Annotated in this window: 11 protein-coding genes; 5 read left to right on the forward strand and 6 right to left on the reverse strand. The window is 72.2% G+C overall.

Translation table 11 applies throughout. The features are described 5' to 3' along the window. Positions 1-8: 8 nt before the first annotated feature. On the forward strand, positions 9-1,253 hold the full coding sequence (locus ACIOHP_RS44680) for a CHAT domain-containing protein (RefSeq protein WP_401896754.1): 1,245 nt from the start codon (positions 9-11) through the stop codon (positions 1,251-1,253). On the opposite strand, the gene ACIOHP_RS44685 is transcribed toward ACIOHP_RS44680, so the two are convergent. From ACIOHP_RS44685 to ACIOHP_RS44710, 6 genes are all read right to left on the reverse strand, one after another. Next, the gene (locus ACIOHP_RS44685) at positions 1,246-2,121 is read right to left on the reverse strand and encodes a DUF3592 domain-containing protein (RefSeq protein WP_401896756.1); all 876 of its coding nucleotides are present in this window, start codon (positions 2,119-2,121) and stop codon (positions 1,246-1,248) included. The genes ACIOHP_RS44680 and ACIOHP_RS44685 overlap by 8 nt on opposite strands. An 86-nt stretch (positions 2,122-2,207) precedes the next feature. Next, positions 2,208-2,492, reverse strand: coding sequence for a hypothetical protein (locus ACIOHP_RS44690; protein WP_401896757.1), 285 nt, complete (start codon positions 2,490-2,492; stop codon positions 2,208-2,210). Positions 2,493-2,597: 105 nt separating this feature from the next. Continuing rightward, positions 2,598-2,984 (reverse strand): hypothetical protein, encoded by a 387-nt coding sequence (locus ACIOHP_RS44695; RefSeq protein ID WP_401896758.1) that lies wholly within the window; start codon positions 2,982-2,984, stop codon positions 2,598-2,600. A 111-nt stretch (positions 2,985-3,095) separates the two neighbouring features. Continuing rightward, positions 3,096-6,062: a hypothetical protein gene (locus ACIOHP_RS44700; RefSeq protein WP_401896761.1), complete on the reverse strand. Its 2,967-nt coding sequence runs from the start codon at positions 6,060-6,062 to the stop codon at positions 3,096-3,098. Positions 6,063-6,064: 2 nt separating this feature from the next. Next, positions 6,065-7,900 carry an HSP90 family protein gene (locus ACIOHP_RS44705; protein WP_401896762.1) on the reverse strand — a complete coding sequence of 612 codons (1,836 nt, stop codon included), beginning with the start codon at positions 7,898-7,900 and terminating at the stop codon, positions 6,065-6,067. A 123-nt stretch (positions 7,901-8,023) separates the two neighbouring features. After that, complete coding sequence (locus ACIOHP_RS44710; RefSeq protein ID WP_401896764.1) at positions 8,024-9,010, reverse strand: hypothetical protein; 987 nt, start codon at positions 9,008-9,010, stop codon at positions 8,024-8,026. 394 nt (positions 9,011-9,404) lie between these two features. On the opposite strand from ACIOHP_RS44710, the gene ACIOHP_RS44715 reads away from it, so the two are divergent. The 4 genes from ACIOHP_RS44715 to ACIOHP_RS44730 all read left to right on the forward strand — a co-directional run bounded on the left by ACIOHP_RS44715 (position 9,405) and on the right by ACIOHP_RS44730 (position 12,628). After that, the gene (locus ACIOHP_RS44715; protein WP_401896766.1) at positions 9,405-10,226 is read left to right on the forward strand and encodes a LuxR C-terminal-related transcriptional regulator; all 822 of its coding nucleotides are present in this window, start codon (positions 9,405-9,407) and stop codon (positions 10,224-10,226) included. 124 nt (positions 10,227-10,350) lie between these two features. Next, positions 10,351-10,641 (forward strand): hypothetical protein, encoded by a 291-nt coding sequence (locus ACIOHP_RS44720; RefSeq protein WP_361549443.1) that lies wholly within the window; start codon positions 10,351-10,353, stop codon positions 10,639-10,641. A gap of 53 nt (positions 10,642-10,694) precedes the next feature. Further along, positions 10,695-11,510, forward strand: coding sequence for a phytanoyl-CoA dioxygenase family protein (locus ACIOHP_RS44725; protein ID WP_401896768.1), 816 nt, complete (start codon positions 10,695-10,697; stop codon positions 11,508-11,510). Next, a complete protein-coding gene (locus tag ACIOHP_RS44730; RefSeq protein WP_401896770.1) occupies positions 11,507-12,628 on the forward strand; it encodes a zinc-binding dehydrogenase in 1,122 nt (373 codons plus the stop codon). The genes ACIOHP_RS44725 and ACIOHP_RS44730 overlap by 4 nt, the downstream gene beginning before the upstream one ends. The last annotated feature ends 9 nt before the right edge of the window (positions 12,629-12,637 follow it).

The following is a 12,637-nucleotide window of genomic DNA, read 5'->3' on the forward strand; positions in this document are numbered from 1 at the left end:
ACCGTCCGGTGGTCCAGGTCCGCCTCGCCGACGCCGGTGACCTGCACATGACCTGGACGTGGGTCCGTGGGGCCCAGGGCTTCGGCACCGGGTACGCCCCGGGGCGGGACGTGGACGAGGCCGTCCGCGCGCTGGCCGCCGAACTGCCGGGCTGCGGCACGGAAGGCATGCGGCGCGTGTTCGAGTCCGGCGCGCTGGCCACGTACGAGGGAGAGCGCCGCCTCTCCCGCATGCTGGCCGAGGTGCTGTGGCCGCCGGGCCTGACCGACCAGATCCGCCAGGTGTCCGCCCACCTGGGCCGTCCGCTGATGCGGCTCCAGCCGTCGCCCCGGGTCGCCCAGGTCCCGTGGGAGCTGCTCGCCGTGGACGGTGACGACAGCGGCGTACGCCTGATCGACCTCGTGGACATCGCCACCACCGCACCGGCATCGCTACGACGGGCAGGCACCACGCCGACCGATCAGGACCCGGACTCGGACGCCGTGGTTCTCGTCCTGGACCCCCGCGTCCCCGGCTTCCGCGCCGACTCCCCGCTCGGCTCGGTCCTGGGACAGCCCGGCTCGGACCCGGCGCTGCTGTCCCTCGTACAGCGGAGGCTCGACGCGGGCACCGTCGTACCGTCCGTCGCCACCCCCGCCGAGGCCTTCCGCCGCCCCGACCTCGACCGCGACTGGCTGGGCGAGGCGTTGCGCAAGGGTGCCCGTCGCCTGATGTACGTCGGTCACGTCAGCGGCGCCCCCGTCGAGGGCGGGCAGAGCGAGGACGTCACCCTCCATCTGTGCTGCGGCCCGGAGACCACGGGGATGACCGAACCGGTGCGCACCCACCGCCCGTTGTCCGCCAAGGACCTTCTGCTGGGCACGCTCCCGCTGCGCGCGGACGGTGTGCCGGGCGCTCACCTCTGGCCCGCACCGCCGCGCGTCGCGCTGATCGCCTGCGAGAGCGGCGGTGATCTCCGTTTCGCCGAGTCCTTCGGCCTGGCGACGGCGATGATCCACAACGGCGCCCACCTGGTCACCGCCACCCGCTGGGTGCTTCCCACCAGCTTCGCCTTCCACCGTCTGGCCGGTCTGCCTCAGTCCGTACGGCCGCTCACGGAGGCCGTGGTCGCCGTGGACGCGGCCCACGAGGACCACGACCCGGTCCGCCGTCTCGGCGCCTGGCAGCGGCAGCAGCTCGACCGGTGGCGCGCCGACGGCCGGATCGAGCACTCGCCCCTGCTGTGGGCGGCCCTGACCTGCATCGTCAGGTGAAGGGCCAGGGGTGGTGGAGGCAGTAGCCGCCCACCCCGATCGCGGAGGTCCCGGTGACCAGCAGGGTGGTGATGAACCTGATGTTCCAGGCGCGCTCACGGCGTTCGTGGTCGGGGTCGGCGGTCAGCAGGGACGGGTCGGCGGGCGCGTAGCGGAGGGGGATGTCACGGCCGAGGGACCGGGCGATGTCCCGGATGCCCTGCGTGCACAGCGCGGTGACCTCGACGCCCTCGTGGGTGGTGAAGGCGACGACGCAGGCGTGGCTGACGCTCTCGCCGCCCTCGCCGTCGGAGTGGATGTCCCTGGTGACGGCGACCACGCGGCCCTGGACGGTGACGCCCTCGGCCAGTTGAGCGGCGCGGGCGCGGGCGTACTCGCCGTCCCGGCTCAGCGCGACGACGAGGAGCAGCAGGCCACCGACGCAGATCAGACCCCACTGCCAGCCCCACGCGAAGAACGACTGGACGACCAGTCCCAACACCAGCAGGATCACCGTGCAGTTCGGTCCGCCGACCCCGGAGGTCCGCCCCTCGCTGTCCAGCATGAGATAGAAACGCTCCGGCCGCCGCCGGGGAAACCGGACCGGGAACTCCTGCCCCACCCAGGCCACTTGCACCCGGTCGCCACGCTTGTTCTCGTGCCGCAGCGTGAACTCCCGTCCGGTGCCGGGGTCCTGGTACACGATCGTCACCGGTATCCCGTGCTCCCCCGACTCACCGTGCCCCGGCGGATGCACCTCCACGACCCGGGCCGTCGCCCACACCGCCCGCTGCGGCCGCGTCAGCCCGGCCAGCGAACACGCGTAACCCACCAATGCCAGCCCCGCGGGCACCGTCCACCACAGCCCGAGCATCCTCTGCAGGTCCATGCGGCGAGGCTCTCGCTGCCGGGACTCCTACCGATCCCGGGTTCGGTCGGGCCGGACGTGCGGAGATCTGATGTCGGCTGCCGGTGTCAGCCCGTCAGGGGCTGACACCTGTCTCCCCGCACGGGGTCGATGCTGCTGAGCCACACCAACGTCCCACCGATCAGACCCGGCTTGTCCCGCGCGGCCAGGCCCGGGAACTCCAGCGTGTCAGCCATCTCTTCCAGAGAGGTGACCAGGGTGTCGCGTTCCTCGTCCGGCTCTTCGTGGTAGCGGGACCAACGGCCCAGAAAGCCGGTTGCGGCGTCCAGATACAGGCCCGAGGTGTGATTGGTCGGCCGAGGGCGATCACCGGAATCCAGGTGGCCTGCCACACCGTGACCCGCTCCTCCTCGGGGCGGCCGGAGGTGAGGGGTTCCTTTGGGCCTGCGCGGCCGTCGTCTTCATGCGGTGGAGGGCGCTCACGGCCTCCAGGGTCATCAGGGCCTTGTTGCCCGGAAGGCAGCCCCAGCCGTGGGCTCCGTGGAGTCGGGGGCGTTGGCCCGGAGCCGGCCGGTGATGCGCCGCCAGGCGTCCGCGACCTCCCGTACGGTGACCGCCTCGGCACCGGGAACGGCAGGCCGCTCCTGATGGCGCCCCTGCCGTTCCTGCCGGTCGGGCCCGCGAAGGTAGCCGACGGCCAGGGCGGGGCAGTCCTCGAAGAGGTCGCCGTCGATCATCACGGTGAGGATGCCGGGCAGAGCCGAGGGCTCGCCCATGTCCGGGTCGTCCGCCAGCCGGCCGGCCAGGACCTTCAGCGCATAGGTCACACCCTGTCCGAGCTGGGAAGCGGTCTCACGGACGTGCGGGGCGATCTCGATGTTCACGGCCTGCTCCTTGTGGGTCGGCTGGGGACACAGCCCTTCACATGGGAGGGCGCGGAGGCCGGCGGTGGCTCGGGCGTGCCCGCTGCACGTCCCCGCCGGGCGCCCGTCGCGTCACTCCTCGTCGCGCAGCCGGGCCGCCAACGCGGTCAGGGGCTCGGTCTCCTCGGTGTGGCCCAGGGCGGTCAGGTGGGAGACGGCCGCGTCGAGGCGGGTGAGGGCGGGCGCGGGGCGTTCCAGGTAGAGGCCTTCCACGGCGCCCGCGAGGCGGACGCACTCGGCCCATTCGCCGGCGTCGTCGTCCCGTCCCGGCTCGCCGAGCAGGGCGAGGGCCTTGTCCAGGGCGGTCAGAGCGTCGTCGTACGCGCCGGCGTAGGCGTTGACCCGGCCGTGCTCGTAGGCCAGGGCGGTGTCCAGGGAGCGGCCCTGGGCCTGGTACGCGGCGGCGCGCGCCTCGTCGGCGACGCGGCCCGCGTCGGTGAGGAAGGCGAGCGCTGCGGTCAGGCCGTCGGGGCCCTGCTGCTGGGCCTGGAGGCGGGCGAGTTCGCGCAGGGAGTTGCTGAGGTGCTCGAAGCGCGGGGCCCGGGCGTGGGCGGCGAGGGCCTGGTCCGCGACCTCGCGGGCCCGCTCGAACTCGCCGGACTCGCCGAGGAGTACGGCGGTCTCCGCGGCGATCATGGCGTGGCTCCCCGGGTCGTCGTCCCAGCCGGCCGACTCGGCGGACAGGGTGACGAACTCCGCCGTGGCGGCCTTGAGGTCCTCCCCCGTGTGCAGCGCGCGGGCACGGGTCAGGCGCAGCTGGGCGACGATCCGGTCGTTCAGCTCTCCGGCGGTGACGTCCGGTTCGGCCAGCAGGGAGTCGAGCAGCGCGATGCAGTCCTCGACACGGCCCAGGTCGAGGCTGAGCTGGGCGGCGTTGCTGTAGGTGCAGAACGCGTCCGTCCGGCTGCCGCGGCGAAGCTCCAGCTCCGCGGAGCGCGTCAGATGCCGTAGTGCCTCGTCGGGGCGGCCCAGGTACATGCAGGCCTGGGCCACATCCCCGTGGAGGCGGGCGGTGTCGACGGTGTCGGCGGGCCAGTCGGCGGCCAGTCGCAGGGCCTCGGACAGGTCCGCGTGCGCGGCCTGCGCGTCCTGGAGGCCGAACTGGAACCGGCCGCGCAGTCCGAGCGTGCGGGGCAGGTGCCAGGCGGGGCCCTGCGCCTTCAGCCGGTCCAGGAGCGCGTCGATCTCGGTGACGGCGGTGGGCAGGTTGCCGGAGATGGCGTGGGTGCTGGCCCGCAGCAGCAGGGCGCCGGAGATCTGCCCGTCGAGGGCGTGCCGGCCGGCGAGCGCGTGCAGCGCGTCCACCTCGGCGAAGACCGGTGCGACATGATCCTCGCTGCCCGAGGTCTGCAGGCGCAGGGCGAGCGCGGTCGCCCGCAGCCGCAGCAGGCGGGCCTCCTGGTACGGGGCGAGTCCGGGCGTCTCCTCATGGAGGCGGACGATGGACGCGTGCGCGGCGGTCAGCGCCGCGGCCTTCGCCTCGGCTCCGTCGCTGCTCTCCCCTTCGTCGCTCTCCCCCTCCGCCGGCTCCGCGGGGATCTCGGCGGTGGCGAGCAGGGCGCAGGCGCGGGCGAGCGCCGCGTGACCCGGCAGCCCGGCGTCGTCGTACAGGGCCGCGGCCTCCTCGTGGAGGGCGGCGGCGTCGGCGAACTCGTCCTTCTCGCCCGCCCGGTTCCCTTCGTCGGCCAGCAGGTCCGCGCGCAGCCGCAGGAGCGAGCCCACGGCCGGGTCGTCGGGGTGGATGTAGTCGCGGGCGGCCGCGAGCGTGCGCAGCCGCGCCCAGCAGGCCACTGCGTCCGGGTGCCCCTCCTCCTCCGCCGCTCGCGCCCTGAGGATGAGTTCGGGCAGCGCTTCGGGGACGACGGCGGGCGTACGGGCGGCGACGGGCACGGTGACCGGTGCCGGGGCCGCGTCGTCGAGGCTGCGGGGGCGCAGGGTCAGTTCCAGCGCGTCCAGGAGCGGGGCCCGGTCCAGGCGGGCCCTGCGGCGGTCGGCGTGGGCGGTGGTTCCGTTGCGGGTGTCGAAGCGGGCGGCGAGGTCGTCGGCGCGCTTGCGGACCTCGGCGCGCAGCCCGGACACCGTCCAGGTGCGGCCCGCGTATCCGACGGTGGGCAGGTCGCCGTGGCCGAGGAGGTCGACGCGCTGGAGGAGGACCTCCACGCCGGTGAGGAAGCCGAACTGGTCCAGCGGCGAGTCGACCTCGTCGAAGAGGTTCCGGTTCTCGGCGAGCAGTTCCAGGCCGCGTGCCTCGTTGCCGGTGAGCGCGCAGAACTCCAGGTGTCGGCCGACCTCCTCGGACATCGAGGGGTTGCGGCGGCAGGCGCGGTAGCCGACGAGGTGCAGTTCGCGGGCCCGGTCGGTGCGGCCGGTACGCAGCAGGGGCAGCAGCGCGTACGAGGCGGAGCGGGCCGGCTCCTCCTTGCAGGACTCCTTCCCGGCCAGGACGGGCTCCCAGGTGCGCAGGGCCCGCTCGTCGTCGCCCGCCCTGAGGTGGTACCGGGCGCGCTGGCAGGTCTCGCAGGCCTCGCAGTCGCTGAGCCGGGTGCGGGTGCGGCCCGCCCACAACTCGTAGGCGAGGGCGGTGTCCTCGCCTACGTGGACGGCGAGCTGGTACGCCTGTCCGTAGTAGGGCTGGAGGCCGAGGTCGGCCTTCTCGTACCGGTCGCGCATCTCCGTCAGCCACTGGCGCAGGCTGGTCAGGGGTATCTCGGGCAGTTGGCGCAGGGCGTGGGCCACCCACTTGAACCGCCAGAACAGCATGTGACGCAGGCGCTCGTCGAAGAGGTCGGGCTGCTCGTCGAAGAGGGTGAGCAGACGTGCGAAGACGACGGGCGACTTCCGGGGTTCGGAGCCGTAGGTGTACGCCTCCTGGAGTTCGAGGAGGGCGTGGACGAGGACGGCGGGGTCATCGAACTGTTCGGCGGCGTCGACGAGTTCCTCGGCGGTGACGGTGCGGGTACGGCCGTACGGGCGCCGGTCGTTCTCCTGGAGCGCCTGGAAAAGTTCGTCCGTGTTCTGGGGAAGGGGTGCGGTCGGCATCGTCAGCTGTCCTTGCGCAGGGCGTGGGCGAGAAGGTCGAGGAAGGAGCGGTTGATCAGGCTCGACTCGGCGGGCCTGAGCGGACGCCGGGACAGCATCGCGGCCTGTCCGTAGAGGGCTTCGGCGCTGGTGCGGGCCAGTTCGGGCTCGTCGATGGTGACGGCGGTGCGGACGAGCGGGTTGAGCTGGTTGAGGATCAGCTGGGCCCGCGGCGCCTCCTGGCGCAGGGCGCCGAGGATGTCGCCCCACAGGCCGCCCTCCTGCTCGCGGGCGAGCTGGGAGCGGGTGCGTTCGTGCCGGGCCTCGCGGCTGTCCACCAGCAGGGCGGGTGCGGAGGCGGGCTGGAAGGTGCGCAGCGCGACGTCGCAGTCGAAGACGGACAGGGCGTCGCGGGCCTGGGCGAGGTAGGCCGCGGCGGCCAGTTCCGTCTCCCGGTCGACGGGGTCGAGATGGGCGGTGAGGGTCGCCGGGTCGAGGTCGGCAACACTGGCCTCGGGCCTGATCTCGGGCAGCCGGTGGACCAGTTCACGGTCGTAGGTGTAGCCGCCGTTGACGACGCCCAGTCCGGCCGCCGAGGCGATCGCCGCGACCTGCCGGAACTCCTCCACGCTCGACGTCACGAGCACCGTGCGGTGGGTGCGCGCGAACTCGTCGAGGGTGCAGTGGCCGTCGGTGGTCTCGAACGGCAGCCAGGGCAGCAGCATCCGCAGGATCTCGTCGTCGTGCACCGCGAGCGACTTCACGGCCAGGTGGTGGGCCTGGAGGAAGCGGTGGAGCAGGTCCGGGTCGCTGGCGGCGGCCCGGGCGATCCATGCGCGCAGCCGCTCGGCGAGGGCGTCGCGGACGGCGGCGAGGGTGTCGTCCTCGTACAGGGACTCGCGGGACGCCGTCGGGCGCAGGCTCTCGGCGTCGACGACGCAGCGGACGAAGAAGGCCCACTCGGGCAGGATCTCCTCGGCCTGCTCGGACAGCAGCATGCCCTTGACGTGCACCCGGTGGCCGTGACGGCGTCCGGCCGGGACCGCCTCGGGCAGCACGCACGCGATGCCCTTCAGACCCACGGCGGGCAGGTCCAGTTCGATGGTGTCCAGCGGCGTGAAGCCGAAGACCTCCTCGCCGTACGCGGCCAGGGCGCGGGAGCGGGCTCCCGGGGTGGGGTACGTACGCGACCAGGGCGCGGGCTCGGGGTTGACCGGTGCGCTCTCGCCCGTGCCGTCGTCGAAGGTCACCTGATGGCGCAGCAGGGAACCGAAGTGCCGGGCCAGGGCGTGCACTTGGGCCGGGCGGGTCCACTCGCCCGCGTCGGCGCGCGGCGTCAGTGTGACGGTGGTGCCCGGCCGGGGGCGGGCGGAGGCGGGGAGCGTGCGCACGGTGTAGCTGCCGTCGCCGCGTCCCCGCCACTCCACGGCCGGGGCGTCCGGGGTGCGGGCGGAGCGGCTCAGGACGTGGATCTCGTCGGCGACCAGGAAGCAGGAGAGCAGGCCGATGCCGAACTGGCCGATGAAGTCCGCGCGTTGCTCGGCGATCTTCTCGGCGCGCTTGCTGCTGCGGCCGATCGTGGCGAGGAAGGTGTGTACGTCGTCCTCGGTGAGACCGACGCCGTCGTCCTCGACGCGTACGACGGAGCCGTCCGCGTACAGGCGGATGCCGAAGGCGCCGTGGGGCTCGATGGCGTGCCGTGCGGTGAGGGCGTCGACCGCGTTCTGCATCAGTTCACGCAGGTAGACGCGGGGGCTGGAGTAGAGGTGGTGGGAGAGGAGGTCCACCAGGCCGCGGAGGTCGACCTGGAAGGTGCGGTCGGTGGCGGCTTGGTGGGCGGAGGTGTCGCGCAGGGGCATGAGGTTGTCCGGGGTCGAGGGAACGGCAGGGGTGGGCGGTGGTCCGCCGGACCGGCCGAGACAGGCGTCGACGGCGTGGCCCGTCCAGCCGGTGTGGCCGGTGTGGCCGGTGTGGCCGGTGGCTCAGAAGGCCTTGCGGAAGCGCGCGTACGCCTTCTCGGGGTCCGACATGAAGGTCCACGGCCACTCGGTGATCACGCCCTCCAGCTCGCGGAAGACATTGGAGGCCGTGCTGCTGCCCGCCAGCGAGAGGGCCATGGCGAAGATGTTGTAGTCGCCCTGCCAGCCCAGGCGGCGCTCGTACGCGTGATGCAGGATGCTGCGCTCCGCGGCCTCTCTCAACTCGGCCCGGATCCGCGGCTGTTGCAGGCACTCGCGGTCATCGGACTCCACCCACTCCTCGATACGTGCCATGGCGATGACACAGCCGAGACGGTGCCCGTCGGGCGCGGCGGCGAAGGCCTTCTGGGCGAACTCCGTGGCCTGGCCCGGCTCTCCGCCCCAACGAGGCTGCAGGTGCGACACCCACTCCAGATGGATGTCCAGGTTCAGCGGATCACGGCGCAGACCCGCCGCGAGCCGGGCCTCCTGGACACTGTCGTCGACGGACATGCCGCGTCCCGAGGTGAGCAGATGGCGCCACGGTGTGACCCAGCCGGGCCGCAGCTCGGCGGCCTCGAGCAGATGCTCCTCGGCGATGCCCAGCCGCTCGTAGAAGGTCTGCCACTGCTCGCGGCCGACGTCCACGGCACGGGCGGACGTGCGCGCCTCCCAGCCCCAGGCGACATGGCGCGCACCCGATATCAGCAGGGCGGTCGCGCGGAGCTCCTCATCGTCCTTGTCCTCCTCGGCGGCCCGGACGATCCACTCCTCCACACCGTCCACATCGGTCAGTTGCCCCAGGACCGCCTGCTCGCGGCCGAGGTCGAAGGGGGCCAGCGCCGCCTTGACCGCCGCCCAGTCACCCGCGTCGGCCGCCTCGACCAGCGCGAGCACCCGAGCGTCCCCCAGCGCGCGCAACGCGTACGTCCCGTGCTTCTGCTTGCGCGACGGAAGGGCATGCGGGTGCGCCTGTCTCTCCGCACTTCTCCCGAACAGCTTGCCCAACATGCCGCGCCCTCCCCTGGTCCCGCGTGATCGTCCGGTGCAGCATAAAGGGCACCACCGACACCGCTTCCACAGGGTTTTCACCAGTGCTTCAAGGTCCGGACACGGTGTTCAGGGCGCGGGGCACCGACCCGGTGAAGGCCGTCTGGCCAGGGAAGATGATCATCGGGGCCGGAGTGACACGTTCCATCTCGTATGACAAGACGGCCCCTTGAGGTTGCCTGAGGGCAACCCTATGGTTACGCAGGGCCTGGCGAGGCAGCCGTGCCCACGGAGCATCACGTCACCGTCGCCGTGAGCTGGGGGGCTCGGCGATGGGGCGGACATGCACCGACAGAACTGGACAGACGCGCGTCAGGACGGCGCGGTCCTGTCCCCCGAGGTGGCCCTCAGGGAGATGCTCGACTCCCAGCAGCGTTCTCTCGAGCGGCATTTCTCGGAAGTGCAGCACGCGCGCAGCCTCTTCTCCGACATTGTCGACCGGTTGGCGGTGGCCCGCGTAGGCGAGCCGGATCCGGCGCAGGCGACCGTGCTGAACGGTTCGGCGGAGATATCCCGCGCGTTGGAAGAAGCCGTGGGTCTGGCCCGTTCCGAGGTGATCGGAATGCATCCCGGTATTCCGATTTCTCCGGAACGGCTCGCGGAAGGCCGGATCCGGAACAAGAAACTGCTGGACCGTGGTGTGGCCATGCGTTCCATGCATCTCACGGCGATGCTGCGCACCTCGTTCGGTCCGGCCCATCTGCGGGATCTGGAGAGCGCGGGAGCAAGTGTCCGTATCGCCGCGGTACTTCCCGCCCGGCTGGTTATCGCGGACCGCCGGGTGGCTTTGGTTTCGACCCCTTCCATGGAACAGGAAGGATCCGCGCTACGTCTGGAGTGCGGCGCTTTCCTGGAGATCCTGACCCGTTTCTTCGATCACCTCTGGGACCATGAGGCGGTCCCTCTCACTCCTGGGGTCGAAGGCGCCGTGGAGGGGGAGGACGAGGCGGCCGAGGAGAGCGGCGGCGACCGGCTGACCGGCCGTGAGCAGGCGCTGCTGCGGCTCATGGCCAAGGGGCTCAAGGACGAGGCCATCGCCCGCGACCTGGGCGTCTCACCGCGTACGCTGCGCAGGCTCATCGCCGACCTGATGCGTCGGCTCGACTGCGAGAGCCGCTTCCAGGCCGGTGTCGAGGCCACGGCCCGTGGCTGGCTGGACGCCGCTCCGCACGACTGACGCGCCCTCACCGCCCCTCCCCGCCACCCCCTCGCACCTCCGTCGCACCCCGGCGGCCCACTGGGCCGCCGGGGTCTTCCGTATGCGCGCCGGCCATGAAAGGCAGGACTGACCTGGAGTGGCCATGGCCGCACGCGGTCAACCCGAATCCCTGGACGCGGATGCGGCGGTCGGCCAGCATTTCGAGCGAAGGATTCGTACGACAGACAAAGGGACGCCTGCCGTGGATCAGCGCAAGAGCCGCAACAAGAACAACAGCAAGAAGTCGGCGTGGACGGCGGCCTTCGGGCTCGCTCTGGCGATTTTCGCCGTGGCCACTCCGGCGAATTCCGGATCCGCCGCCGCGACCGACGTAAGGGCCGCGCAGCCGTCGGCCGTTCTGCTCGACACCTCGTGGCCCACGCCCACGCCGTAACACCACGAAAGGCACCGTGGACGAGCAGAAAACGAATGTGGGGCGGGAGACACATGCTTCTCAGTGAAGAGCAGGAAAGAGAATACCGGGACCGGGGATTCGTCGTGGTCGACTCCCTGTTCAGCCCGGACGAGGTGGATTCGCTGCGCGAGTCCTTCCGCAGGGACGGTGAGATACCCGGCGAGCACCGCATCGTCGAGGACGACGGACGCGCCGTCCGCGCGGTGTACGCCTCCCACCGGCGGCAGCCGGAGTTCGCGGCCCTGGTACGGCACCCGGGAGTCCTGGGGCCGGTACGCCGGCTGCTGGGGGCGGAGGTCTACGTATACCAATTCAAGATCAACGCGAAGCCGGCGATGGGCGGCGGCGGTTGGGCCTGGCACCAGGACTTCGCGGCCTGGCGCATCGCCGACAACCTGCCCGCGCCGCGCCTGGTGAACGTGGGGGTCTTCCTCGACGACGTCACGGAGTTCAACGGCCCGGTCATCTTCGTGCCCGGCTCGCACCGCGACGGTCTCGTGCGCAGCGGCCGCACCCGGTCCGACGCCAGGTCCGCACAGCACCTGGACCCCGACGACATCGCGCTCAGGCCCGCCGACATGGTGGCGCTCGCCGCCGAGCACGGCATGGACAGCCCCAAGGGCCCCGCGGGTTCGGTGATCTTCTTCGATCCCGAGATCGTCCACGGCTCCGCGCCCAACATGTCGCCGTTCGACCGCAGGCTGCTGATCCTCACGTACAACGACGTGACCAACGAGCCCCGGCCGCTGGGCGAGCCCCGGCCGGACTATGTCGTGTGCCGGGACACCACTCCTCTGCGCGTCCTCGACGAGGCACCCGTTCTCGTGGGCGTCGGGGAGGCGGTGTGACCGAGCGGGGACGCAGTCGCGCCGTGGTGCTCGAGGAGTTCGGACGCCCGCTCGCCCTGCGCGACTTCGAGCTGCCGCGACCGCCCGAGGGCGGCATGGTCGTGGCCGGCCGGTACGGCGGGATCTGCGGTACGGATCTGCACCTCCAGCAGGGGCATCTGCCGGTACCGGTGCCCCTGGTCCTGGGCCACGAGGGGCTCGGCACCGTGCACACCCTCGCCCCCGGCACTCATCTCGACGCCTCCGGTGCTCCCCTCTCGCCCGGCGACGAGGTGATGTGGGCGTCCTCGCTCGCCTGCGGCACCTGTCCGCCCTGCCGGCTGCACCGCGAGCCGACGCTGTGCGAGCAGCGCCGCACCTACGGGGTGAACCGGCCGGCGACCGGTACGTATCCCCTCGCCGGGTCCTGGGCCGACCACATCGTGCTGCACCCCGGTACCACCGTGGTCAAGGTCCCGGACGGGGTGGGGGCGTTGGCCGCGATGTCGCTGGCCTGCGCGGGACCCACCATGGTGCACGCCTTCTACGAGCGCAGGCCGGTCCGCGTCGGCGAGACGGTCGTCGTCCAGGGATCCGGTCCCGTCGGCCTCGCCGCCGCCGCGCTCGCCCAACTCGCCGGAGCCGCCCGGGTGATCCTCGTCGGCGGCCCCGCGCAGCGGCTGGAGCTCGCGGCGAAGGCGGGCATCGGCGACCACCACGTCAATCTGGTCGAGGCCGCCGACACCGGCACCGCGCTCGCGGAGGTCCAACGCCTCACGGGCGGAGCCGGCGCGGACCTCGTCGTCGAGTGCACCGGGGTGCCCGGGGCCGTCGGGCAGGGGCTCGGACTGGCCCGGCGCGGAGGCTCGTACCTGATCGTCGGCCAGTACACCGACAGCGGCGACACCCTGATCAATCCGCACCAGATCGTGTACCGGCAGCTCGACGTCGTCGGTTCCTGGGCGTTCACCGGCGCCCATCTCGTCGAGTACGTACGGCTGTTGCCCGCCCTGACGCGCCGGTTCGCGTTGGCGGACCTCGTGACGGAGTACGCGTTGGCGGACCACGGGCAGGCACTGGCGGCCGTCGCCGGCGGCTCGGTGATGAAGGCGGTTCTGGCCGGCGGCGACCGATTCTGACGGGGGGAC

Source organism: Streptomyces sp. NPDC087859 (assembly GCF_044742595.1).
In the GTDB taxonomy this organism is placed as follows: domain Bacteria; phylum Actinomycetota; class Actinomycetes; order Streptomycetales; family Streptomycetaceae; genus Streptomyces; species Streptomyces canus_F.